Annotated in this window: 19 protein-coding genes and 1 riboswitch; of the genes, 10 read left to right on the forward strand and 9 right to left on the reverse strand. The window is 66.0% G+C overall.

Annotation, left to right across the window (positions count from 1 at the left end; genetic code table 11):
* Positions 1-245: 245 nt before the first annotated feature.
* The 7 genes from CHB69_RS08575 to CHB69_RS08605 all read right to left on the reverse strand — a co-directional run bounded on the left by CHB69_RS08575 (position 246) and on the right by CHB69_RS08605 (position 11250).
* Positions 246-1997, reverse strand: a complete 1752-nt coding sequence (locus tag CHB69_RS08575; protein ID WP_089215735.1) for an N-acyl-D-amino-acid deacylase family protein — start codon at positions 1995-1997, stop codon at positions 246-248.
* Positions 1998-2246: 249 nt separating this feature from the next.
* On the reverse strand, positions 2247-3974 hold the full coding sequence (locus tag CHB69_RS08580) for an MFS transporter (protein WP_089215600.1): 1728 nt from the start codon (positions 3972-3974) through the stop codon (positions 2247-2249).
* A 71-nt stretch (positions 3975-4045) separates the two neighbouring features.
* On the reverse strand, positions 4046-4963 hold the full coding sequence (locus CHB69_RS08585; protein WP_245836640.1) for an SDR family NAD(P)-dependent oxidoreductase: 918 nt from the start codon (positions 4961-4963) through the stop codon (positions 4046-4048).
* Between the two features lie 71 nt (positions 4964-5034).
* A complete protein-coding gene (locus tag CHB69_RS08590; RefSeq protein WP_245836641.1) occupies positions 5035-5730 on the reverse strand; it encodes a TetR/AcrR family transcriptional regulator in 696 nt (231 codons plus the stop codon).
* Between the two features lie 50 nt (positions 5731-5780).
* Positions 5781-7349, reverse strand: coding sequence for an AMP-binding protein (locus CHB69_RS08595; protein WP_089215601.1), 1569 nt, complete (start codon positions 7347-7349; stop codon positions 5781-5783).
* Positions 7346-8986: a carboxylesterase/lipase family protein gene (locus CHB69_RS08600; RefSeq protein WP_089215602.1), complete on the reverse strand. Its 1641-nt coding sequence runs from the start codon at positions 8984-8986 to the stop codon at positions 7346-7348. The genes CHB69_RS08595 and CHB69_RS08600 overlap by 4 nt, the downstream gene beginning before the upstream one ends.
* A 14-nt stretch (positions 8987-9000) precedes the next feature.
* Positions 9001-11250, reverse strand: a complete 2250-nt coding sequence (locus CHB69_RS08605) for a TonB-dependent receptor (protein ID WP_245836643.1) — start codon at positions 11248-11250, stop codon at positions 9001-9003.
* A 222-nt stretch (positions 11251-11472) separates the two neighbouring features.
* Positions 11473-11676, forward strand: a riboswitch (cobalamin riboswitch).
* A gap of 118 nt (positions 11677-11794) precedes the next feature.
* Here CHB69_RS08605 and metE point away from each other — a divergent pair.
* Together metE and CHB69_RS08615 are read left to right on the forward strand one after the other, a co-directional pair.
* Positions 11795-14113: a 5-methyltetrahydropteroyltriglutamate--homocysteine S-methyltransferase gene (metE, locus tag CHB69_RS08610; RefSeq protein WP_089215604.1), complete on the forward strand. Its 2319-nt coding sequence runs from the start codon at positions 11795-11797 to the stop codon at positions 14111-14113.
* Complete coding sequence (locus CHB69_RS08615; RefSeq protein ID WP_089215605.1) at positions 14100-14495, forward strand: acyl-CoA thioesterase; 396 nt, start codon at positions 14100-14102, stop codon at positions 14493-14495. The genes metE and CHB69_RS08615 overlap by 14 nt, the downstream gene beginning before the upstream one ends.
* Position 14496: 1 nt before the next feature.
* Here CHB69_RS08615 and CHB69_RS08620 read toward each other — a convergent pair whose 3' ends face one another.
* Positions 14497-15669: a Gfo/Idh/MocA family protein gene (locus CHB69_RS08620; protein WP_089215606.1), complete on the reverse strand. Its 1173-nt coding sequence runs from the start codon at positions 15667-15669 to the stop codon at positions 14497-14499.
* Positions 15670-15781: 112 nt separating this feature from the next.
* On the opposite strand from CHB69_RS08620, the gene CHB69_RS08625 reads away from it, so the two are divergent.
* Genes CHB69_RS08625 through CHB69_RS08660 form a run of 8 tightly spaced genes read left to right on the forward strand, consistent with a single transcriptional unit; the run spans position 15782 to position 23395 of the window.
* Positions 15782-16159 (forward strand): c-type cytochrome, encoded by a 378-nt coding sequence (locus CHB69_RS08625; protein WP_245836645.1) that lies wholly within the window; start codon positions 15782-15784, stop codon positions 16157-16159.
* Positions 16160-16176: 17 nt separating this feature from the next.
* Positions 16177-17220, forward strand: a complete 1044-nt coding sequence (locus CHB69_RS08630) for a sugar phosphate isomerase/epimerase family protein (RefSeq protein ID WP_089215608.1) — start codon at positions 16177-16179, stop codon at positions 17218-17220.
* Positions 17221-17265: 45 nt separating this feature from the next.
* Complete coding sequence (locus tag CHB69_RS08635; protein ID WP_089215609.1) at positions 17266-18567, forward strand: MFS transporter; 1302 nt, start codon at positions 17266-17268, stop codon at positions 18565-18567.
* On the forward strand, positions 18564-19472 hold the full coding sequence (locus CHB69_RS08640) for a hydroxypyruvate isomerase family protein (protein ID WP_089215610.1): 909 nt from the start codon (positions 18564-18566) through the stop codon (positions 19470-19472). The genes CHB69_RS08635 and CHB69_RS08640 overlap by 4 nt, the downstream gene beginning before the upstream one ends.
* A gap of 11 nt (positions 19473-19483) precedes the next feature.
* Entirely contained in the window at positions 19484-20296 is an 813-nt protein-coding gene (locus CHB69_RS08645; protein ID WP_245836647.1) for a 3-keto-disaccharide hydrolase, read from the forward strand.
* Positions 20293-20850 carry a gluconate 2-dehydrogenase subunit 3 family protein gene (locus tag CHB69_RS08650; RefSeq protein ID WP_089215612.1) on the forward strand — a complete coding sequence of 186 codons (558 nt, stop codon included), beginning with the start codon at positions 20293-20295 and terminating at the stop codon, positions 20848-20850. Before CHB69_RS08645 ends, CHB69_RS08650 begins: the two co-directional genes overlap by 4 nt.
* Positions 20847-21689 (forward strand): sugar phosphate isomerase/epimerase family protein, encoded by an 843-nt coding sequence (locus CHB69_RS08655; RefSeq protein ID WP_089215613.1) that lies wholly within the window; start codon positions 20847-20849, stop codon positions 21687-21689. Before CHB69_RS08650 ends, CHB69_RS08655 begins: the two co-directional genes overlap by 4 nt.
* 23 nt (positions 21690-21712) lie before the next feature.
* Complete coding sequence (locus tag CHB69_RS08660) at positions 21713-23395, forward strand: GMC family oxidoreductase (RefSeq protein WP_089215738.1); 1683 nt, start codon at positions 21713-21715, stop codon at positions 23393-23395.
* 221 nt (positions 23396-23616) lie between these two features.
* Here CHB69_RS08660 and CHB69_RS20395 read toward each other — a convergent pair whose 3' ends face one another.
* On the reverse strand, positions 23617-23895 hold the full coding sequence (locus CHB69_RS20395; RefSeq protein ID WP_212541906.1) for a hypothetical protein: 279 nt from the start codon (positions 23893-23895) through the stop codon (positions 23617-23619).
* Positions 23896-23939: the final 44 nt, after the last annotated feature.

Below are 23939 nucleotides of genomic sequence, written 5' to 3' on the forward strand. Positions count from 1 at the left end.
GCCCATAATGGAGTGCAGCGGTCGGCCAGCAATCGGGTGAAACCCTGAACCCGGCCGGGGCTCTGGATCAGGTCAGATCAATTCATCGTGTAAAAGGAACGACTTCGTAGCTGGACGGACCTTCCTCGGCGCCCGGATTCACCGGTCCGGCTGGAAAGGTTTCTCACCGTAGCGGCGAACCATAAATCCGACCCGTCTCGCCGTTCGTGCCGATCTAATGCACGCCGCTCTAAACGGGACGGACTCTATGGCTTGGCAGGATCGGCGGCGCAGGCTCCGCCGCCCGGCCAGCCGGTCCAGCCCGGACCGCGCACGACTTTTCCGGGTGTCGCGCCGGTGTGCTCGCCGTCCTTCAGAACCTGCACGCCGTTGACGAACAGGTCGCGCACGCCGGTGGCATAGCGATCGGGCGTTTCGAAAGTCGCGTGGTCCTGCACCGTCGCCGGGTCGAACAGCACGACATCGGCGAAATAGCCGGGCGCGAGCGTGCCGCGGTCGCGGATGCCAAGGTTGCCGGCGGGAAGGCTGGTCAAGCGGCGGATCGCGCTCTGCAGGCTCGTCGCCTTTTCGTCGCGGACATATTTGCCGAGGAGCCGCGCGACATTGCCATAGGCGCGCGGATGATGCTTGGCGTTGAGGAACAGCCCTTCGGGCGCAGCGGCTTCCTCGTCGGAACCAAAGGACATCCACGGCAGGTCGACCGCCTTGCGGACATTCTCCTCGCTCATCAAAAAATAGGCGGTGCCGACGCGGCTGCCGTCCTCGATCACCAGGTCGATCGCGGTTTCCTCGGGCGATGTGCCGCGCAGCTTTGCGACCTCGCCGAGCGTCTTGCCGGTATATTGGCGCAGCTCGGGGTTCTTGAACGCGAGCAGCAGCAGATTGTCGGGCGTCCCCGCGGCGTTGTAGAGATTCTCCCAATCCTTGCCCGGCGCCTTCATCTCGGCGACCACCCGCGCTCGGATCTTCGGGTCTTTCAGCCGCTCGGCCCATTTCTCGTAGCCGCCCGCCTGCACCCAGGTCGGCATCGCCGCATCGAGCCCGGTCGCACCGGCGGTGTAGGTGTACATGTCGGCGGTGATGCGCTGCCCCGCCTTGCGCGCGGCTTCGACCCTGGCGATGATCGCATCATATTTGCCCCAGTTTGCCTTGCCGGCAAATTTGAGGTGATAGATTTCGGCGGGCGCGCCGCTCTTGCGGCTGATCTCGATCAGCTCGTCGACCGCCTCCTCGATATGGTCGCCCTCGGACCGCATGTGGCTGATATACATGCCGCCGCATCGCGCGGCTTCGGTCGCGAGCGCGACGAGTTCGGGGGTCTCGGCATAGGCATTGGGGGCATAGATCAGCGACGAGCCGACCCCCATCGCACCTTCCTGCATCGCCTGATGAACGAGCGCGCGCATTTTTCCGAGCTGCGCCGCGTCGGGATCGACGTCGCCTTCGCCCAGCACATGGACGCGCACCGTGCCCGCGCCGACGAAGGAGGCGACGTTCGGCGAAATCCCCTTTTCGGTCAGATAGTCGAGATAATTGCCGAGCGTCGTCCAGGGGATGTCATATTTGAAATCGCCCTGTCGCTGGATGGCGAGCGCCTTCATCGCGGGGGTCATCGGTCCCATCGACCAGCCCTCGCCCATCACCTCGAGCGTCACGCCCTGCTTGATGTCCGACATGCCGCGCCCGTCGAGCAGCAAAGATTCGGTCGCCCAGCTGAGCATATTGATGAAGCCCGGCGCGACCGCGAGTCCCTTGGCGTCGACGATCGTCTCCGCCCTGGCGCCCGACGCGCCGTGGGTAACGGCGACGATCCGGTCGCCCTTGATCAGCACATCGCCGACATAGGGGTCGCCGCCGCTGCCGTCATAGATCGACCCGCCGCGGATCAGCACGTCGGCGGACGGCGCAGTCTGCGCCGTGGCTGCGGCCGCGGACAGCGTGACGATCGCGGTTCCAAGGACGAACGAGCGGGCGAGGCGGTGCAAAGGACGGGTCATGGCAGGCTCCCCGGTTTTCGCTCTTGGCTTCTTCGGACGGCAGGGGCGGCAGTTCGAGGGCGATCCGCCCGATCCGCTGCGCGACCATCCGCTCGCCGCGAATTTCATTGCCTGCACCCCCGCCTCCCCCAGCTTCCGGATCGCGCCGTCGAGCGACGGAAATTGCCGCCGAACAAACCCCAGACTGCGAGCGATGCCATCCCTCTTGATTGCCCGATTGTGGACATTCATATCGTCCTGTAAAGAAAATTATATCCCTAAGAGAGAATTATTTGCCCCAGACGACCCTCGCACGCTGGGCCTAAACATTTGGGCCTCGATATCGCGCTTATAGGTTTCGGGAAGGAAAAGGATTCCGACGACTGCTGTTACCGCCGCGACCACGACCGCATACCACAGCCCCTGATAGATATTCCCGGTCGCCGCGACCATCGCGAAGCCGATCGTCGGCATGAAGCCGCCGATCCAGCCATTGCCGATATGATAGGGCAGCGACAGCGAGCTGTAGCGGATGCGCGCGGGGAACAGCTCGACGAGCAGCGCGGCCAGCGGGCCGTAAACCATCGTCGCGAGCACGCCGAAGATGCAGAGGATGCCGATCACTTTCAGCTTGTCGACCTGCGCCGGGTCGGCATCCTTCGGATAGCCTGCGCGGGTCAGTCCCCCTTGCACTTCGCCCTGAAAGCGCGCGATCGCGGCCGCCCTTGCTTCGCCGTCGAGGGTCGCGGGATCGGGCGCGACATGCACGTCGTCGCCGATCCGCACCTCGGCGATCGTTCGGGACGCCGCGTCGATATTGATATAGTTGATGCCGCTGCGCGCAAGATAGGCCTTCACGATGTCGCAGCTGGTCGCGTCGAACCGGTTCTGCCCGATCGGGTCGAACTGGAACGAACATTCGCGCGCATCGGCGACGACGGTGACCGGCGCGCGCTCGATCGCGGCGGCCATCGCCGGGTTCGCCGCGGCGACGAGCGCCTGATAGAGCGGGAAATAGGCGAAGACCGCGACGACGCACGCGCTCATCATGATCGGCTTGCGGCCGATGCGATCGCTGAGCCAGCCGAAGAAGACGAAGCTGGGGATGATAAGGGTCAGTGCCGTCGCGACGAGAAAGTTGGCGGTCGCACCGTCGACGCGCGCGATCTTTTCGAGATAGAAGAGCGGATAGAGATGCGCGGCAAAGCCGATCACCGCCTGCCCTGCCACCGCGCCGAACAAGGCGATCAGCACGACCTTCAGGTTGCGCCACTCGCCGAACGCTTCCTTGAGCGGCGCTTTCGAGGTCGCGCCGGCCGCCTTCATCCGCTGGAACACCGGGCTTTCCTCGAGCTGGAGCCGGATCCACAGCGCGACTGAGAGCAGGACGATCGAGAAGAGGAACGGCAGGCGCCAGCCCCAGGCGTCGAAGCTGTCGGCGTCCATGAACAGCCGCAGCGACACGACGAAGCTCGACGCGATGATCAGCCCGAGCATCGCGGTGGTCTGGATGAAGCTGGTATAGAAGCCGCGTTTTCCCGGCGGGGCGTGCTCGGCGATATAGACCGCCGCGCCGCCATATTCGCCGCCGATCGCAAGGCCCTGCAAGAGCCGCAGCAGCATCAGAATGATCGGCGCCGCGATGCCGATGCTGTCGTAGCCGGGAAGAAATCCGACGGCGAAGGTCGACAGTCCCATGATCGCCATGGTGACGAGGAAGGTGTTCTTGCGCCCGACGATGTCGCCGACGCGGCCGAAAACGAGCGCGCCGAACGGCCGGATCGCAAAGCCCGCGGCAAAGGCCATCAGCGCGAGAATGAAGCCCGTGGTCGCGTTGACGCCCGAGAAGAAATGGACCGAAATCGAGCTGGCGAGCAGTCCGTAAAGGTAAAAGTCATACCATTCGAAGATCGTCCCCAGCGACGAGGCGGCGATCACGAGCTTTTCATTCTGCCCCTTCGCCCCTTCGGCGGGCAGGGCTTCGCTGTCGGTCGTCATGTCCTTCTCCCTTGCAGCCCGGCAGCGGCGGCGGGCTCTGCCGGCCCGTCCGCGCGCGCCCCCGGGGAATTTCAGCGCGCGAACGCCATCGTCGGCGCGGTGTATCCGGCACTCGCGAGTTCGCGTTCGGCTTGCCGGAAACCATAGGCGGGCACGATTTCGCCGCGCCGGTCGTCGATCCGGGTCCACTCGGCGGCGACGCGCCCGGCCGCATCGTCGCCGCGGCCGACGAAAACGCCTTCGGTGAGCGTGACGTGCGCGACGGCGAAATGGCCGGCGCCGGCGCAGAGGATCGCGCGCGTCGGCGCCGCGTCGCCGACGAGCGCGAGCAGCCCGGGGCTCACCGCCTCGGGCGCGAGATGCGCGAGCGCCTGCGCCGAGAGCACGCCTTCGGTCATTCCCGTAGCGGCGGTCGGCGCGAGGCAGTTGACGCGGATGCCATATTTCTCGCCCTCGAGCGCGAGCGTCTGCATCAGCCCGACGAGCGCCATTTTCGCGGCGCCGTAATTGGCCTGACCGAAATTGCCGTAGAGACCCGACGAAGAGGTCGTCATGACGATGCGCCCATAGCGGCGCTCGCGCATCTGATCCCACACCGCCTTCGAGCAGATCGCGGCGCCCATCAGATGCACATCGACGACCAATCTGAAATCGGCGAGGTCCATCTTGGCGAAGCTCTTGTCGCGCAGGATTCCGGCATTGTTGACCAATATGTCGACGCCGCCCCACGCCATCGTCGCGGCGTGGACCATCGCCGCGACCGCGGCTTCGTCGGTCACCGAGGCGGAGGCGGGCATCGCCTCTCCGCCGGCATTGGCGATCTCGGCCGCGACGCATTCGGCCGCCTCGCCGTCGCGGTCGTTGACGACGACGCGCGCGCCGTGACGCGCGAGCATCAGCGCATGAGCCCGCCCGAGCCCGCCGCCCGCACCGGTCACGATTGCCACCCGCCCCGCCAGTTCCATCGTCTTGTCCCCTTCAGCTTTCATAATAACTCTCTTGTGAGTGAATGAAATGACCGGCGCAATGCGCGCCAACCGATCGCCCCTCTCCGGCTGCGTCAGTCCGCTCGTTCGCTCCGTCGCTGTTCGCAGATGTCGCGGAAGCCCGCGGCCATGAAGCGCGCCATGCGCGCCTTCACCGCTTCATAATCGTCCGACCGGCAAAGGCCGTGCGACAATTTGTCGATGCGCCCGGTGCGCGCGAGCGTGAGCATCAGTGCGCCGGTGACGAAATGATAGCCCCAGAAAATATCTTCCTCGTCCGCCTCCGGCAGTGCCTTTTTCAATATCCCGATCAGCCGCAGCACCACGGGATCGAAATATTTGTCCATGAACTCGGCGCCTTCGGGGCTGTTCGACGCCTGCGCACCGAAGGCGCCGTAATTCTTCCATCCCTCGCCGCCCTGAATATAGAGGTCGAGGTCGGTGTCGAGGAAGGCGTGGAGCGCCCCTTCGACCGTAGGGCTGTCGCCCGCGGCGCGATCATAATCGTCGAGCGCCTTCATCCGTTTTTCGATCGTGACGACGGCGCGGCGCGCGAACACCGCCTCGAACAAGGTCTTCTTGTCGTCGAAATAATAGTTGAGCAGCGTGTGATGGACGCCGACCTGCTTGGCGACATCCTTCAGCGTGACGCCGTAGAATCCATGTTTCGAAAACAGCTGCTCGGCGGTGTCGAGTATCTGTTCCATCGTTTCGGCGCGCTGTTCGGCTTTCGTCGGCCGCTTCGTCCGGGTCTTTGCGTTGGACGCCAATTCACTTCCCTTTCGCAGCCGTCGAAGTCGCCGTTGCAGTCTCGCGGGGACTACACCTGTCCATATTCGGCCCGCAATTGCATTTTGTCGATCTTGCCGGTCGCCGCGAGCGGCATCGCATCGACGCGTACCACCGCGTCGGGCATCCACCACGAGGCGATCCGCCCGGCGAGCGGCGCAAGCAGGTCTTCGTCGCTGACCGCGCCGCCATGGGTTTCGACGAGCAGGATCGGCCGCTCGCCCCATTTGGGGTCGGGCCGCCCGATCACCGCCGCGAGCGAGACCTGCGGGAGCGCCCCGACCAGCGCCTCGATCTCGGCCGGGTTGATCCATTCGCCGCCCGATTTGATCAGATCCTTCGCGCGGCCGGTGATGGTCAGATTGCCGCCGCTGTCGATCCGCGCGAGGTCGCCGGTGTCGAACCAGCCGTCGGCGTCGGTCGCGGGCTCGCTCTGCCCGAAATAGCGTTCGACGACGGTGCCGCCGCGCACGCGCAAATGACCCTCGGCGCCGCGCTGTTCGGGCAGCGCGCGGCCCTCGGCATCGGTCAGGAGCAGGTCGATGCCGAGCGCGGGGCGCCCCGACAGCGACGCCTTGCGCTGCGGGTCGCCGGGCAGCGCCGCGGTGCCGAGCGGCGACAATTCGGTCATCCCCCAGCTCGTCTGCACCTCGGCCCCCAGCCGCGTCTCGATCCGCTCCATCAGCGCGGGCGGCATCGACGAGCCGCCGACGAGGATGCGCTGGAGCGTCGGCACCTCGCCGCCCTCCGCCTCGAGATGTTCGACGAGGCCGAGCCATACCGTCGGCACCCCGGCGGCCGCGGTCACGCCCTCCGACCGGATCAGCCGCGCGAGGCTCGCGCCGTCGGTATGGCGCCCGGGCAGCACGAGCTTCGCCCCCACCGCCGGCGCGGCGAAGGGCAGGCCCCAGGCGTTGGCGTGGAACATCGGCACCACCGCGAGGATCGCATCGCGGGGCGTCGGGCCGAGCACATCGGCCTGAAGCTGGCGCATCGTATGGAGATAGCAGCCGCGGTGCGTATAGGTGACGCCCTTTGGCGCGCCGGTGCTGCCCGAGGTGAAGCACAGGCCCGAGGGTGTGGTCTCGTCGAAGTCGCCCCACTCGCACCCGCGCGGCGCGGCATCGACGAGCGGCGCAAAGGCGTCGGCGCCCGCTTCGCCCGCGTCGGTGTCGAGCAGCAGGATGCGCCGCAAGGCGGGGAGGTTCGCGCTCGCCTCGCGCGCCAGCGGCAGCAGGTCGGCGCTTGCGAGCAGAATGCGCGCTTCGGACTGTGCGAGCATCGCGCCGATCTGCGCGGCGGTGAGGCGCGGGTTGAGCGTGTGGCAGATCGCGCCCATGCCCATGATGCCGTACCATGCCTCGACATGGCCCTGCGTGTTCCACGCGAGCGTCGCGACGCGGTCGCCGCGGCCGATGCCGAGTTCGCGCAAGGCCCCCGAAACGCCATGCGCGCGATCGTGGAGCGCGGCGTAGGAGATACGGCGAACACTCGCGCCCTCCCCGCCCGACACGACCTCGGCGTCGGGATGCCATTTGGCGGCGTGGGAGAGGAATTTGTCGAGCGTCAACCGATAGGATTGCATCGATCCGTCGATCATTGGCATCCCTCGGCCTTTGGCGGCAGCGGCGGCGATGCCAGGCCGACGTTCCAGTTCCACGGAATGTCCCCGGCGGCGCGGCGGCGGCAGACCACCGCTTCGTGCAGCGCGGCGGTGCCGGGGAAGAGATTGTGCGCGGCTTTCGGTTCGTCGGCAAAGTGCATGAAGCCGCGGTCGTCGGCATAGTCGGGCCAGGCGGGCGCGTCGCTTGCCTGCGGCCGGCCGCTTTTCGCAAAGCTCGCCCAATAATCGCCGATGACGCGGATCAGTTTGCGCTCCGCGAGCGTGTCGGGGATTTTCGGCCAAAGCTCGGGCGTCTTGCCCGTGGTGCCGAAGACATAGGGCAGCTCGGCGGCGTGGAAAGCGTGCAGCCCCCATTGCTCCATCGCCGGATAACCATGGTCGAAGATATAGAAATAGGCCGCCTGACCGAGCGCCGCCTGATTCGAGGCGAGCCGTTCGGCGGTCCAGCCGTACATCGCGTCGCGCGTCGCGGCGAGCATCGAATCCTCGATTGTCTCCGCCGGATAGCGCGCGAGGAAGGCCTCGGCGAATTCGCCGTAGTTCGCGCGGATCGTCGCTTCATATTCGGCCGCATCGGCGGGCGGCTTCGGCAGCAGGAAGCGCAGCGAGCGGATCTCGCCGCTGTTGAAGCCGGCGAGGATCGGCACCGGCGCCTGCTCGCCGCGGTCGAAACTTTCGACGAGCTGGCGCGCGACCGTCTTGCCGTCGATCGCCGGGAAAGGGAAATAGCCCGCTTTCGCCGCGTCCTCGGCAATGGCTTTGGCGGGGAGCGCGCGAAGCGCGGCAAGATCGCTGGCGCCGAGCTTCGCGGCAAGCGCGGCACCTTGCGCCTCGGCGGGAACCATGCCGTTAACCCTGTCGCGCAGCGCCGGCGCGGACACCATATAGCCGCTTTCGACAATCGCATTGGCGAACAGGCCGCGCGCCGCGGGCGCCGCCATCAGATACATGACGCTGAGCGCGCCCGCCGATTCCCCAGCAATCGTGACATTCGCCGCATCGCCGCCGAAAGCGCCGATGTTGCGCTTCACCCATTGAAGCGCCGCGATCTGGTCGAGCAGGCCGTAATTGCCCGATACATGATCGGGCGATTCGGCGCTGAGCGCGGGATGCGCGAGCCAGCCGAGCGCGCCGAGCCGGTAGTTGATCGACACGACGATCATCCCGCGCTTCGCGAGCGCGCTGCCGTCATAGAGCGGATCGCCGCCCGACCCGCTGACGAGCGCCCCGCCGTGGATCCACAGGAACACCGGCAGATCCTTCGCCCCCTCTGGCGCCCAGATATTGAGCGAGAGGCAATCCTCGCTCATCGCCGGCAGGTCCCAGCTGTAGATGCTCGCCGCGCGCGGCCCGGGCTGCATACACGCCGCGCCGAATTCGGTCGCGTCGCGCGTCCCCTGCCAGCTTGCCGCCGGCTGGGGCGGCGTCCAGCGCGCCGCGCCGACCGGCGGCGCGGCATAGGGTATGCCCTTGAAGCTGCGGATGCCATCGACCTCCACGCCCGCAACCGAACCCGCCAGCGCGTCGACCACCGGCCGCTCCGCCGCCGAAGCGGCCCCGGAGAGCAGGGCCGCAGCGATGAGAGCAAAGGCGCGCAGACGAACGTTCATCATTGGCTCTCCCCCGATCAGAAGCGATAATCAGCGCGCACACCGACCGTCCGCGGGCGCATCCGGGCATAGCGCCCATCGAGGAACGCCTCCGGATGGACATAGGTGATCGAGGTGTCGTCAAAGAGATTTTCGACATAGGCGGTGAGGCTCACCGCGCCGAGCTTCGTTCCGGCGGTCAGGTTCACATTCGTCCAGGCGTCGGTGAAATCATAGGTCGGGCTGACCGCCGCCGGATTCCCCGGCACATTGGGGAACTGGTTGGGGAAGGAATCGGCGTGCGAGACATTGACCGCGCCAAAAGCCGATTTGCCGTCTCCGATTCCGAAGTCATAGCGCAGCGTCGCCGATCCCTGGAAGTGCGGCGAGGCGAGCCGCGTGCCGAGTTCGGCGCCCGAAATCGCCGCCTCGGAATCGGTCAGCTTGTTGACCTTCGCATTGTTGAGCGATCCGTTGACCGACAGGCTGAGCCCCTCGACGGGCCGCGCGAGAAATTCGAATTCGACGCCATAGCTTTTCGCGCCGCCGATGTTGGTCGCGAACTGGATCGAGTCCGACACGCGGTTCGCCTGAACCTGAATGTCCTGCCAGTCGATATAATAGGCCGCGACATTGGCGGTCAGGTCGCCGCCGAGCCATCGCCCTTTCAGGCCGACCTCATAATTGGTGACGCTGTCCGACTGGGCGCCGTCGGGAATCACGAGGTCGTTGGGGTCGATCTGGCTGACCAGCCCGGCGCGCGCGTTGACGACGGGGGTACGGAAACCCGTCGAGACGGTGGCATAGGTCGTCAGGCTGTCGCTCGGCTTCCACGATGCACTCGCTTTCCACGACAGGCGATCGTCGGACACTTTCAGCCCTTCGGCATAGGGGATCGGCGTCATGCCGCTGAACGGCGGGACAAAGCCGCCGCAGAGCGCGGTGAATTCTGTACAATAGGCGACGGTCAGATAGTTGCTGTTATAGCCGCCCCCGCGGGTGAAGCTCTGCACCTTGGTATTGCCGTAACGCAGGCCGCCGGTGACCCAGAATTTGTCGCTGAGATGCCAGGTCAGCTCGCCGAATCCGGCGATTTCGCTCTGGTCGGTATAGCTGTTGAAGCGCTGATAATATTCGTCGGGCAGCCCGACGATGCCATGCGCGTCGAGATAGTCCTGCGTCGAGCGATAGGCGAAATCGACGGTGCGCCGCTTGTCGTAAAGAAAGAAACCCGCGACCCATTCGAACGGCCCGTCGCCGCGCGACACGAGCCGCGTTTCCTGCACGAACAGATCGTCATAGCCATAGGCGTCAAGCGCGAAGGGAAAGGCCTGGCCATAGGTTCCCGCAAGGTCGACATAGAAGGACGCGTCATAGTCCGACAGCGTCGTCGAGCTGATCAGCTCGGCGAAATCGAACTCGTAATTGACCGTGATATTATAGTTGGTGAGCTTGCCCTGAAACAGGTCGGGCCGGTCCGAATTGCGCACGAACGTCCCAAGGTTGGGATTGGTCAGCGACGAATCGGCGGGCTTGCTGTTCTCGTAGGAAACGAGCAGCTTGACCCGCATCCGGTCGCTCGGCTGCATCAGCAGCGCCGCGCGGCCGCCATAGGCTTCGAGGCTGTTCGAATCCTCGATGCCGGTGCCGATATTGTCGATCCAGCCGTCTTCGTTGCGATAATAGCCGGTCACGCGCAGCGCCACCGCGTCGGTCATAAGCGGCAGGTTGAGCATCGCATTGTAGCGCTGACGCACCGAGCTCGATCCGGTGAGGCCGAGATCGACATTGGCCGACGCCTCGAAATCGTCGAGGTCGGGACTTTTGGTGATGATCCGCATCGCACCGGCGAGCGAGTTCGATCCGAACAGCGTCCCTTGCGGACCGCGCAGAAATTCGACGCGCTCGACATCGTAGAGGTTGGGATCGAGGATCGTCGAATTGCCGTTCGCCGAAATCGGCAGTTCGTCGACATAGATGGCGACCGCGCTCTGAAGGCCCGCGCTATAGCCGTTGGTGTTGATGCCGCGGCTGGTGAAATTGTTGAAATTCTGCGTCGGCCGGTTGACGACGATGCCCGGCGTATTCTGCGCGATACCTTCATAGCCGACGATGCCCAGATCATCGAGATCGTCCTGATTGAAAGCAGTGACGCTGAGCGGCACGTCCTGCAGGCGGACGTCGCGCCGGGTGGCGGTGACGATGATTTCCTCGCGGTCTCCGCGCTCGCCGGCGGTGGCGGCCGCGGTGGCGTCGCCACCGGACTGCCCGTCGTCGGCCTGGGCCATTGCGGATGCGGGTAGTGCAAAAAGCGCGCCCGCGGCGGCGGACGCAAGAAGCTGAACCTTCATACAGACTCTCCCTCCGAACAGCGCTCTTCGTCGCTGCCTCGGCGCGCCTTATGCGGTCGATTCTCGCACGAGTCAATATTCACTATCTCGTGTGTGAATGTAATATGAAACCGATATAAAGAATTCTTTATATCCCTATTGACGAGATATGCCCTCCGCCTATCCTGAAGCGGTCGAGGTTCTTCGCGTCGCCCCGTGCGCCGCGAAGCTAAGACGGGAAGCCGGTGGAAAGCCGGCGCTGCCCCCGCAACTGTAAGCGGTGAGCGGCGGTCGAAAAGCGTCACTGGTCCGCAAGGGGCCGGGAAGGCCAGGCCGCCGCGGCGATCCGCGAGCCAGGAGACCTGCCTCGTCAGATACGTCCTCCGGCGGGGTGTCCGGTCAGGCCGCATGCATGGCTGCGCCCGACCCTTGCCTCGCGGGCGCATCGCGATGTGCATGTTCGTCCGGCTGTCGCCCTTGCCCCTTGCAAGGTGTTCGAACCATGACTGTCAGCGTTGCCACTTTGGGTTTTCCTCGCATCGGCCTGCGCCGCGAACTCAAATTCGCTCTCGAATCCTATTGGGCGGGCAAATCGGGCCTCGCAGAGCTGCGCGAGGCCGCCGCCGGGCTGCGCATCGCCAACTGGGCGCGGCAAAAGGCGCTGGGTGCCGACATATTGCCGTCGAACGATTTCTCGCTCTACGACCATGTGCTCGATACCAGCGCGCTGATCGGCGCGGTCCCTGCACGCTATGACTGGGACGGCGAGACGGTCGACAGCGACACCTATTTCGCCATGGCGCGCGGAACGCAGGGCTCGCGCGTCGGGGGCTGCCGGCACGGCCACGACGCGACCGCGCAGGAAATGACCAAATGGTTCGACACCAACTATCATTTCATGGTTCCCGAACTGACCGCCGGGCAGCGCTTCCGCATCGCCTCGACCAAGATTTTCGACGAGTTTGAGGAGGCGAAGGCGCTCGGCTATGCCACCCGTCCCGTCCTCCTCGGCCCGGTGAGCTATCTGATGCTGGCAAAGGGCAAGGCGGTCGAACCGCTTGCCCTGCTTCCCGCCCTGCTCGATGTCTATGCCGACATATTGGCGCGGCTGGCGAAGGCGGGGGCCGAATGGGTCCAGATCGACGAGCCCTGCCTCGTCCTCGACCTGACCGCCGGCCAGCGCACCGCGTTCGAGCGCGCCTATGCGCGTCTTGCCACCCGCGGCCCGCGCCTGATGCTCACCACCTATTTCGGCGGGCTCGGCGACAATCTCGATCTCGTCGCCGACCTGCCCGTGCATGGCGTCCATCTCGATCTGGTGCGCGCGCCCGGCCAGTTCGAAGCGGCACTCGCACGGCTGGCGCCGCATATCCTCCTCTCGCTCGGCGTCATCGACGGCCGCAACGTCTGGCGCGCCAATCTTCCCGACCTCTATTGGCGGCTCAAGGACCTGGCGGCCGGGCGCGACCTCATTCTCGCGCCCTCCTGTTCGCTTCTCCATGTGCCCGTCGATCTCGCCTCCGAAACCGCGCTCGACCCCGAAATCGCCCAATGGCTGAGTTTCGCGGCGCAAAAGATCGAGGAACTGGCGGCGCTCGCCAAGGCGCTGAACGAGGGCGAGGACGCGAGTTTCAGCGCCTTCTCCGCCTCGCGCATCGCGGCGGTCGCGCGCCGGACCTCGCCCAAGATTCACGATCCCGATGTCGCCGCGCGTCTCGCCGCGCTCGACGAGACGGCGACGCGCCGCGAGACGCCCTTCGCCATGCGCCGCGAAGCGCAGCAAAAGCGCCTCGCCCTGCCCGCCTATCCGACCACGACGATCGGCTCCTTTCCGCAAACGGCCGACGTGCGAAAGGCGCGCGCCGCGCATATCCGGGGCGAGATCGACGATGCCGCCTACGCCCGATACCTGCGCACCGAAACCCGCGCCGCGGTCAAATGGCAGGAGGAAATCGGTCTCGATGTGCTCGTCCACGGCGAGTTCGAGCGCAACGACATGGTGCAATATTTCGGCGAGCAGCTTTCGGGCTTCGCTTTCACCCGCAGCGGCTGGGTGCAAAGCTACGGCTCGCGCTGCGTTCGCCCGCCGATCCTCTATGGCGACGTTTCGCGCCCCGCCCCGATGACGGTCGAGTGGTGGCGCTATGCGCAGGACCAGACCGATCGCCCGGTGAAGGGCATGTTGACGGGGCCGGTCACCATACTCAACTGGTCCTTCGTCCGCGACGATCAGCCGCGCGCGACGAGCTGCCGCCAGATTGCGCTCGCGATCCGCGACGAGGTGCGCGATCTCGAAACCGCGGGCGCGGCGATCATCCAGATCGACGAAGCCGCGCTTCGCGAAGGCCTGCCGCTGCGCCGCGGTGAATGGCAGACCTATCTGGACTGGGCCGTCGAAGCCTTTCGCATCGCCTCGTCGGGGGTGCGCGACGACACGCAGATCCACACCCATATGTGCTATTCGGAATTCAACGACATCATCCGCGCAATCGGGAACATGGACGCCGACGTCATCTCGATCGAGACCGCCCGGTCGCAGATGGAGCTGCTCGACGCCTTTGCGTCCTATGCCTATCCGAACGATGTCGGTCCGGGCGTCTATGACATCCACAGCCCGCGCATTCCGGCGACAAGCGAAATGACCGGCCTTCTCACCCTGGCCGGCCGCCATGTGCCGGCGGCGCAGCTCTGGGTGAACCCCGATTGCGGGCTCAAGACGCGCAAATGGGACGAGGTGCGCCCCGCGCTCGTCGCGATGGTCGCGGCAGCCAAGGCGATGCGCGTGCGGGCGCATGTGCAGGAGGCCCATGATGCAAAGTGACGCCATGCCAGAGGGCCAGCCCGCGGTCCGCGTCACCGCCATGCCGGCGAACGCCAACGTCTATGGCGATATTTTCGGCGGCTGGCTGATGGCTCAAATGGACCTCGCCGCCTCGTCGGTCGCGTCGCTCCACGCGCGCGGCCGGGCGGTCACCATCTCGGTGGAGGGCATGTCCTTCCACCGTCCCGTCTTCGTCGGCGACGAACTTTCGGTGTTCGGCCGGCTGGTCAAGGTCGGCCGCAGCTCGATGCACGTCGAGGTCGAAACCTGGGCGCGCGACCGGCACTCCGAGGAAGGGCACAAGGTCACCCAGGCGGTCTTCATCTTCGTCGCGGTCGGCCCCGACCGCCGGCCGCGCGCGGTGCCGGCGCTGCCGGACTAGGTCAGCCCGCACCCGGCGCGAGCGTCGTCCATTTCGCGTCGCCGGCGCTGTTTTCGACCATCGCCTCGACGAACGCCATCGTTCGCAGGCCGTCGCGCGCGCCGGGGAACCAGCCCGCGTCGCCGCGTGCGGGCGGGGCGGCGGCGCCCGCGCGCACCGCGCGGCCGAAACTGCGATAGAGGTTGGCGAACGCCTCGATGTAGCCTTCGGGATGTCCCGCCGGCGTGCGCAGCTGCGCCATGGTCGCAGGATCGAGGCCGGGGCCGCCGGCGCGGACGATCTCGGCCGGGCGGTCGAGCCAGCGCAGCGTCAGCGTGTTCGGTTCCATCTGCGACCAGTCGAGCCCGCCCCGCTCGCCATGGATGCGCAGGCGCAGTCCGTTTTCGTCGCCCGCCGCGATCTGGCTCGCCTTGAGCACGCCGCGCGCACCGCCTGCGAAACGCAGCAGCGCCGCGACATCGTCGTCGAGGCGGCGGCCGGGGACATGGATGGTGAGGTCGGCGCTCAGCGCGTCGACCGCCAGCCCCGACACATGCTCGGCAAGCTGAAAGGCGTGGGTGCCGATATCGCCGAGGCAGCCGCCGAGGCCCGCGCGCGCGGGATCGGTGCGCCATTCGGCCTGCTTGTTGCCGTCGCGGTCGATCGGGGCGCTCAGCCAGCCCTGCGAATATTCGACCTGCACCAGCCGGATCGCGCCGAAATCGCCGCGCGCGACGCGCAGACGCGCCTCCTCGATCAACGGATAGCCGCTATAGGTGAAGGCGAGACCATAGAGCTTGCCGCCGCGCCGCGCCGCGGCGTCGATGGCGCGCGCCTCGGCGAGGCTCATCGCCATCGGCTTTTCGCACAGGACATGAAAGCCGGCATCGAGCGCGGCGATCGACATCGGCGCGTGCAGATGGTTCGGGGTCACAATGGCGAGCGCCTGCATTCGCCGCTCCTCGGGCAGCGCCGCTTCGCCGGCGAGCAGGGCATCGAAGGACGCATAAGCGCGCGCCGTATCGAGACCGAGCGCCTCGGCGCTGCGCCGGCTGCGTTCGGCATCGCCGCTGAACGCGCCGCACACCAATTCCCATTCGCCATCGAGCGCCGCAGCCATCCGGTGGACCGCTCCGATGAAGGCGCCCTCACCGCCGCCCGCCATTCCGTAGCGAAGTTTCGCCCGCGCTCCCATTCGTATTCTCCCGAGACATATTTCCGAAAAACGATTGCTTAACTCGATTCGCGATGGTTACATGTCTCGACCGGCTGTTGCCAGACAGGAGAGGATAATGAAATTTAGGGTCGTGCTGCCGGTGGTGGCAACACTTTTGGTTGCGCTAACATTTTTTGCGCCGCCAACAGCGCGTGCAGGTGCGGGTCAAAATGCCGGGGCGCAGGCCTTTGCCGCGTGCCGGGCCTGTCATACGCTCGAGGCCGGCGGCAAGAACGGCGTCGGGCCCAATCTCCACGGACTTTTCGGCCGCAAGGCGGCGTCGGCACCGGGCTTCAATTTCAGCCCCGCGCTCAAGGCCTCGAAAATCCAGTGGACCGACAAAACCCTCGATGCCTATCTGACCGCGCCGACCAAGCTGGTTCCGGGCACGCGCATGTTCGTGAGCGTCCCCGATCCCGCGCGGCGCGCGGCGCTGATCTCCTATCTCAAGACCGAAACGTCGAAATAATCGAAAGGGGCAGCGGCATGAAGGGACCGGCGATTTTCCTCGCGCAATTCATGGGCGACGCGGCGCCGTTCGATACGCTGCCGTCGGCCGCGCGCTGGATGGCCGATGCGGGCTATGCCGGCGTCCAGATTCCGACGTGGGACAGCCGCTGCATCGACCTTCGCCGGGCCGCCGAAAGCCAGGATTATTGCGACGAGCTTGCCGGCACCTGCCGCGAGGCGGGGGTCGAGATCACCGAGCTGTCGACGCATTTGCAGGGCCAGCTCGTCGCGGTCCACCCCGCCTATGACGTGGCGTTCGACGGTTTCGCGCCCGAGGCGCTGCGCGGCAAGCCCGCCGAGCGCCAGGCGTGGGCGGTCGAGCAATTGCACTTCGCCGCGCGCGCGAGCCGGCGGCTCGGCCTCGACGCCCATGCGACTTTCTCGGGTGCGCTCGCCTGGCCCTATCTCTACCCATGGCCGCAGCGCCCGGCGGGGCTGGTCGAGGAAGCCTTCACCGAGCTCGCGCGGCGCTGGCGCCCGATCCTCGACGCCTTCGACGAACAGGGCGTCGACCTCGCCTATGAAATCCATCCCGGCGAGGATCTGCACGACGGTGTGACGTTCGAGCGCTTCCTCGCCGGTGTCGGCGATCATCCGCGCGCCAACATCCTCTACGATCCCAGCCATTATGTGCTGCAAGCGCTCGACTATCTCGAGTTCATCGACATCTATCACGAGCGCATCCGCATGTTCCACGTCAAGGATGCGGAACTCAACCCGACGGGGCGCTCGGGCGTCTATGGCGGCTATCAGGACTGGGTGGACCGTCCGGGGCGCTTTCGCTCGCTCGGCGACGGGCAGGTCGACTTCGGCGGCATCTTCTCGCGCCTCACCCAATATGGCTATTCGGGCTGGGCGGTGCTCGAATGGGAATGCTGTCTGAAGCATCCCGAGGACGGCGCGCGCGAAGGTGCGCCCTTCATCGCGGCGCACATGATCCGCCGCGCCGACAAGGCGTTCGACGATTTCGCCGGCGGCAGCGATCCGGCGCTCAATCGCAAGCTGCTGGGGCTCGACTGACGCCAACGCGGCGCACGATCAAAACGATAAAGGGGAGAGTGCAGGATGGCGGGGACAGTACACAAGGGACGATTATTCTGGCTCGGCGTGCTCGCGCTGTTCACCGCGGCCGCGAGCCTCGCGATCCGCGGTGCGATCGCGAGCGGGCTCAAGGGCGAATGGATCGACCCGATCGCGCCGCTGCACGCCGGCGAACTCGTCGCCGCCGCGCTCGGCGCCGCCTTCCTCAGCTTTTCGATCACCCTGTTCGTTGCGAGCGCGCTGCTCGACCAGCTCGGCATGAAGCGGTGCCTGATCGGCGCCGGCCTCTGCTTCATCGCCGGCCCGCTGCTGATCGTCACTGCGGGCCATGTCGCGAGCGGAATGGGCATCTATACGCTGGTATGGCTCGGCATGCTGCTGAGCGGCATTGGCTGGGGGCTCACCGAAGCGACGATCAATCCGCTGACCGCACAGCTTTATCCCGAGGATACGACGCACCGGCTCAACGTGCTCCACGCCTGGTTTCCCGGCGGGATCATCGTCGGCGGGCTGACCGGATTCTTCTTCTCGGACGCGCTGCCGTGGCAGGGGATCATGGCACTGGTGATGATCCCCGCCGCCGCGACGGTGCTGATCGCCGCGACGACCGCCTTTCCGCCGCCGCTTCGTGAACAAAGCGGCGTCAGCTTCGGCGAAATGCTGAGCGAGGTGTTCCGCCGTCCGAGCTTCTTCATCTGGTTCGGCGCGATGTTCCTGACCGCGGCATCCGAACTCGCGCCCGGCCAGTGGATCGACGTCGCGCTGTCGAACCGCGTCGGGATGCGCGGCATATTGCTGCTCGTCTATGTCAACGCACTGATGTTCATATTCCGCCACTTCGCGGGGCGGCTCGCGAACCGCATCTCGAACCCGGGGCTGCTCTGGGTGTCGAGCCTGCTCGCGGCGATCGGGCTGTTCATGCTCAGCCAGGCGCAGTCGCCGGTTACGGCGATCCTTGCCTCGACCGTCTGGGGTCTTGGCGTGTGCGTGATGTGGCCGACGATGCTCGCTTCGGTCGCCGAACGCTATCCGCGCGGCGGATCGTGGGCGATGGGGCTGGTCGGATCGGCGGGCGCGCTCGCCAGCTTCTTCGTCCTGCCGCAGCTCGGCGCGATGTATGACGCGGCGAAGGTCGAGTTCGCCGGCGGACCCGAAGCCTTCGCCGCCCTGACCGGCGCAGCGAAGCTGGCGGTCGAGGATGCCGCGGCGTCGCTGTCCTTCCAGCGCCTCGCGATCCTGCCGCTGATCCTGCTCGCGGTGTTCGGCTTCGTCTGGCTGCGCGAGCGCGGCAAGTCGCGCGCGGCGCTCGCGGGTGAGGCCGCATGAGGCTGTCACGGCGTTCGGTGCTGGCGGGAAGCGTCGCCGCGGCGGGAGCGGCGGCGGTTGCCCACGCCGCCCCGGCGAGCAACGCTCCGCGCTTCTCGCTCGGCTACGCCCCGCACGAAGGCAGTTTCGCGAGCCGCGGCGACCGGCTCGAACAGATCGCTTTCGCCGCCGATCAGGGCTTCACCGCGTGGGAGGATAATGAGGCGGCGGGGCGCCCGGTCGCCGAGCAGACGGCGATGGCGCGGGCATTGCAACAGCGCGGGATGGCGATGGGCGTCTTCGTCGCGAGTATGCCGCGATGGGGCGATTTCCGCCCCCAGCTCGGCGGCGGCGACGATACCGACCGCGAGGCCTTTCTGTCCGACATCCGCGCCTCGATCGAGGTCGCGAAGCGGCTCGACGCGAAATGGGCGACGGTCGTTCCGGGCTTCCTCGACCGCCGGATTCCGGCCGATATCCAGACCGCCCGGATCGTCGACACGATGCGCCGCGCCGCCGAGATCGTCGAACCGCACGGGCTCACGCTGGTGATGGAGCCGCTCAACACGCTGGTGAACCATCCCGGTGTTTTTCTGCAAACGATCCCGCAGGGCTTCGCGGTCGCGCGGGGCGTGAACAGCCCCGCGGTGAAGATATTGGCGGACCTCTATCACGAGCAGATCCAGGCAGGGAATCTGATCAACACGCTCGACGCTTGCTGGAACGAGATCGGCTATATCCAGTTCGGCGACAATCCGGGGCGCAACGAGCCGGGCACCGGCGAAATCAACTATCGCAACATCGTCCGCCGGCTTCGCGCGAAGCGCTACGCCGGCGTGATCGGCATGGAACATGGCAATTCGGTCGAGGGCCGCGCGGGCGAGGAGCGGCTGGTCGCCGCCTATCGCGCGATCGACGCGGCATGAGGAGGAAAAGCGTGAGACGGATCGGTTGGGCCGCCGCGATGGTCGCCGCGGCGCTGGCGGGAAGCGGCGGCATGGCGCAGGACAGGCCGGGGTTCAAGGATACCCCGATGCTGCCGGGCGGCGATTGGCATGTCCACGATTCCGACCGCCCCTATCCCGAGGTGGTGACGCCGGGCGCCGAGCCCGGTGCCGCGCCGTCCGACGCGATCCGGCTTTCGCCCGATGCCTGGACCGCGACGGGCAAGCCGTGGGTCGTCGAAAAGGACGTGATGACCGTGCCGGCACGCGGCGAGGGCGAGGCCGAAAGCCTGCTTGTCAGCAAGCAGAGCTTCGGCGACGTTCAGCTCCACCTCGAATTCCGTTCGCCGAGCCCGCCGCAGCACAGTTCGCAGGACCGCGGCAACAGCGGCATCTGGTTCATGCAGCGCTACGAAATCCAGATCCTCGACGGCTATCAGAACGCGACCTATGCCGACGGGACGGTCGGCGCCATCTATGGCTGGAAGCCGCCGCTGGTGAACCCCTCGCGTCCGCCCGGTGCGTGGCAAAGCTATGACATCATCTTCGAACGCCCGCATTTCGCCGCCGACGGCACGCTCGAACGTCCCGCCTACATCACCGCCTTTCTGAACGGCGTGCTGGTGCAGAACCGCCAGCCGTGGCTCGGCACGACCATCTGGCGACAGGTCGGCCATTATGAAGCGCATGGCGACGCCGCGCCGCTCCAGCTTCAGGATCACGGTTCGCCGGTATCGTTCCGCAACATCTGGGTCCGCCCGCTTCCGGCGGCCGCGAAAAGTCACGACGAAGGAGACCCCCGGTGATCGACCGCAGAGACGCCCTTGCCGGCATCGTCACGATGTTCGGTGCCGCGCTGTTCGCGCCGATCGCGCGCGCCGCGTCGGGCAAGATACCGGTGATCGACACCGGCCCGCCGAGCAGCGCCGTGTTCACGGCAGGACAGCGCGCGCTGGTGACTGCGCTCAGCGAGCGGGTGATCCCCACCACCGACACGCCCGGCGCGATCGCGGCGGAGGTGCCCGCTTTCATCGAAAAGCTGCTCGCCGACTGGGCCATGCCCGAAGACAAGGCGCCGATCCTCGCCGGCCTCGATGCGATCGAGGCGCGCAGCCGGCGCGATTACAAGGTCGCCGCGGCCGAGGCGACGCCCGAACAGCAGGATGCGCTGCTGACGCTCGCGATGAACGGCGCGCTGCCCGGCGGCGCCGACTTCTTCGACAAATTCCGCCAGCTCGTCATCACCGGCTATTACACGTCAGAGATCGGCATCACGCAGGAGCGCGAATATCTGCCCGTGCCGGGCGAATATGACGGCGCTTTCCCCTATTCCAACGTCAACAAGGTCTATTCGTCATGAGCATGAACCGACGTCAGCTGCTCGCGGGCGGCACGCTTTTGGCGGCGGCCTTCGCCGCAGGACCGCTCGCCGCAACGGCGGCAAACGCATTGCGAAAGATCGGGCTTCAACTCTACACGGTGCGCGAAATCTTTGCGGCGGACCCGATCGGCACGCTCGAGAAGGTGGCGAAGATCGGCTATCGCGAAGTGGAATTCGGCGGCGGCGGTTATGATGCGATGGACCATGCCGCGCTGCGCGGGGCGATGGACCGGCTCGGGCTGACCGCGCCGTCGATCCACGTCGGCTATGACGCGCTCGCGGGGCAGTTCGACGCGGCCGTGGCGATGGCGCGCACGCTCGGTGCCGACACGATTGTCCTGCCGTGGATGGATTCCAAATATCGCGAACCCGCGGCGTGGCGCACCGCGCTCGCCGATTTCAACCGCTTCGCCGCGCGGCTGAAGGATGCCGGGCTCGGCTTCGCCTATCACAATCATGATTTCGAATTTCTGGTGAAGGATGGCGAGACGAGCCTGTTCGACATGCTGCTCGCCGAACGCGATCCGGCGCTGGTGCAGATCGAGCTCGACCTGTTCTGGGCGGTGAAGGCGGGGCAGGATCCCAAGGCGCTGATCCGCCGCCTGCCGGGCCAGATTTACGCCTATCACGTCAAGGACATGACGGCGGGCGGCGATATGACCAGCGTTGGCAAGGGCGTGATCGACTTCGCCGACATCTTCACGCTCAACGACGTCGCGGGCGTGCGGCACTTCTATGTCGAGAACGACCAGGCGCCGGCGCCCTATCTGCCCGACATCACCGCCAGCTTCACGACGCTCAGCCGCCTTCGCGCCTGATCCGACCACCGGAGGATATGCATATGACTGCGACGAACCAATATGACGCGATCGTCGTCGGCTCGGGGGTCAGCGGCGGCTGGGCGGCGAAGGAGCTGACCGAAAAGGGGCTGCGCGTGCTGATGCTCGACCGCGGCGTGATGGTCGAGCATGGCGCCGACTATAGCTATGACGGCAAGCCCGCCTATGAGATTCCGGCGCGCAACATCATGCCCGAGCCGCTGATCGAGAGCGACTATTTCATCGCCACCCACGGCTATGTCTCCCCCGCGAGCCAGAAATTCTACAACAACGACCGGCTCAACCCCTATGCCTATGACGAGGGGGAGAAATTCTACTGGATCCGCCCCGGCGCGGTCGGCGGCAAGTCGCTGATCTGGGGGCGCTGGAGTTTCCGCTGGAGCCCCGAAGATTTCGAGGCGAACAAGCGCGAGAATGTCGGGATCGATTGGCCGATCCGCTACGACGACCTCGCGCCCTGGTACAGCTATGTCGAAAAATATGCCGGCGTGTCGGGCAGCCGCGAGAATCTGCCGCAGCTCCCCGACAGCGAATTCCAGCCGCCGATGCCGATGAACATCGCGGAGAAATGGCTCAAGGAGCGGCTCGAGGCGACCTCGCCGGGACGCAAGCTCATCCACGCGCGCTTGTCGAACATGACCGAGGACAAGCCCGACCAGGGCCGCAGCCGCTGCCAGTTCCGCAACCAGTGCGGGCGCGGCTGCTCGTTCGGCGCCTATTTTTCGACGCAGGCGGTCACATTGCCCGCCGCGCGCGCGACCGGGCGCCTGACGCTGCGCGCCGACGCTGTCGTCTCGAACCTCGAATATGATCCGAAGGCCAGGCGCGTGACCGGCGTGCGCGTCGTCGATGCAAAGACCGGGGTTGCCGAGATCATCCCGGCGCGCCTCGTCTTCCTCTGCGCCTCGGCGATGGCCTCGACGCAGATCCTGATGAACTCGCGCATCCCCGGCACCGGCAAGAGCCATTTCGATACAAGCGGCACCCTCGGCCGCTATGTGATGGACCATATCTTCCGCGTCGGCATCTCGGGCGAGATCCCGGGCATGACCGACTATATCGAATATGGCCGGCGTCCCGGCGCGGTCTATATCCCGCGTTTCCGCAACGTCGGCGGCGAAGAAGGCGTCGGCTTCCGCCGCGGCTATGGCTATCAGGGGTCCGCCTATCGCAACCCCGCCTGGCCGCAGGGCTTCGGTGCCGCGATGAAGCACGGGATGCGCCGATATGACTCGTGGAAATTCGGCATGGGTGCGTTCGGCGAATGCCTGCCCTATGAGGATAATCGCGTCAGCCTGCACCCCGACAAGGTCGATCGCTTCGGCGTCCCGCTGATGCGCTTTGACGTCACCTTCCGCGAGAATGAGCTCAAGATGATGAGCGACGCGCGCACCGAAGGCGAAAAGATGCTGCGCGCCGCGGGCCTCATCAATGTGCAGAGCGAGCGCAAGGAGCATGTTCCGGGCGACGCGATCCACGAAATGGGCGGCGCGCGCATGGGCGCAGACCCGCGCGAATCGGTGCTGAACAAGTGGAGCCAGGCGCACGACGCGAGCAATTTGTTCGTCACCGACGGCGCGCAGATGGCCTCGATTTCGTGCGTGAACCCGTCGCTGACCTTCATGGCGCTGACCGCGCGCGCGGCCGACCATGCGGTGAAGCAATTGCAGGCGGGCGCGATCTGAAACAAAGAGACGCCCGGCTGCCGCCGAATATCCCGCAAATCGGGCAGACGCCCGTGCCAGCGTGGCCGCGACGGTTCGAGGATATACGGGATTTTGGTAGCGGAGGAGGGACTTGAACCCCCGACACGCGGATTATGATTGCTCGCGCCAGCTTCTCGCCTCGCGGCGAAAACGGCAGTTTTCTGCCGTCTAGGCTTTCCTATCGCAGTGTCTTAATGAAATCAATCACTTAAAATCTCGCGGAAATTGCGTAAAATGTTCAAGCGAGACCAGAAGTTCGATCTCAAGCACCCTTCCCGGCCCGCTGCAGACGCCTTCGCTCGTTTGCGCCAGTCGGGAGAGGCCGAGCCGAAGCTTCTGTTGACGATGGCCAGCACGGCTTCTGCTTCGAACACGCGGTTGCGGCGATAGCCCGTGCGTTCGCCCAATATTCCCGCCTCGACGAACTGATTGATCGCTGCAAGAGCCTGAGGCGCAGATACGTCGAGCTTGTTAGCCAATCACCTCAAGGTGATCACGGGATAATCGATGAAGAGATCTAGCG

Source organism: Sphingopyxis indica (assembly GCF_900188185.1).
Taxonomy (GTDB): Bacteria; Pseudomonadota; Alphaproteobacteria; order Sphingomonadales; family Sphingomonadaceae; genus Sphingopyxis; species Sphingopyxis indica.

What these genes read in the sequence shown, in the direction of transcription:
- CHB69_RS08640 (WP_089215610.1), top strand. Translation starts at nt 18,564, where the DNA reads ATGAGGCTGTCACGGCGTTCGGTGCTGGCGGGAAGCGTCGCCGCGGCG.
- CHB69_RS08655 (WP_089215613.1), top strand. Translation starts at nt 20,847, where the DNA reads ATGAGCATGAACCGACGTCAGCTGCTCGCGGGCGGCACGCTTTTGGCG.
- CHB69_RS08580 (WP_089215600.1), bottom strand. Translation starts at nt 3,974, where the DNA reads ATGACGACCGACAGCGAAGCCCTGCCCGCCGAAGGGGCGAAGGGGCAG.
- CHB69_RS08595 (WP_089215601.1), bottom strand. Translation starts at nt 7,349, where the DNA reads ATGATCGACGGATCGATGCAATCCTATCGGTTGACGCTCGACAAATTC.
- CHB69_RS08575 (WP_089215735.1), bottom strand. Translation starts at nt 1,997, where the DNA reads ATGACCCGTCCTTTGCACCGCCTCGCCCGCTCGTTCGTCCTTGGAACC.
- CHB69_RS08605 (WP_245836643.1), bottom strand. Translation starts at nt 11,250, where the DNA reads ATGGCCCAGGCCGACGACGGGCAGTCCGGTGGCGACGCCACCGCGGCC.
- CHB69_RS08630 (WP_089215608.1), top strand. Translation starts at nt 16,177, where the DNA reads ATGAAGGGACCGGCGATTTTCCTCGCGCAATTCATGGGCGACGCGGCG.
- CHB69_RS08585 (WP_245836640.1), bottom strand. Translation starts at nt 4,963, where the DNA reads ATGAAAGCTGAAGGGGACAAGACGATGGAACTGGCGGGGCGGGTGGCA.
- CHB69_RS08635 (WP_089215609.1), top strand. Translation starts at nt 17,266, where the DNA reads ATGGCGGGGACAGTACACAAGGGACGATTATTCTGGCTCGGCGTGCTC.
- metE (WP_089215604.1), top strand. Translation starts at nt 11,795, where the DNA reads ATGACTGTCAGCGTTGCCACTTTGGGTTTTCCTCGCATCGGCCTGCGC.
- CHB69_RS08615 (WP_089215605.1), top strand. Translation starts at nt 14,100, where the DNA reads ATGATGCAAAGTGACGCCATGCCAGAGGGCCAGCCCGCGGTCCGCGTC.
- CHB69_RS08660 (WP_089215738.1), top strand. Translation starts at nt 21,713, where the DNA reads ATGACTGCGACGAACCAATATGACGCGATCGTCGTCGGCTCGGGGGTC.
- CHB69_RS08600 (WP_089215602.1), bottom strand. Translation starts at nt 8,986, where the DNA reads ATGATGAACGTTCGTCTGCGCGCCTTTGCTCTCATCGCTGCGGCCCTG.
- CHB69_RS08620 (WP_089215606.1), bottom strand. Translation starts at nt 15,669, where the DNA reads ATGGGAGCGCGGGCGAAACTTCGCTACGGAATGGCGGGCGGCGGTGAG.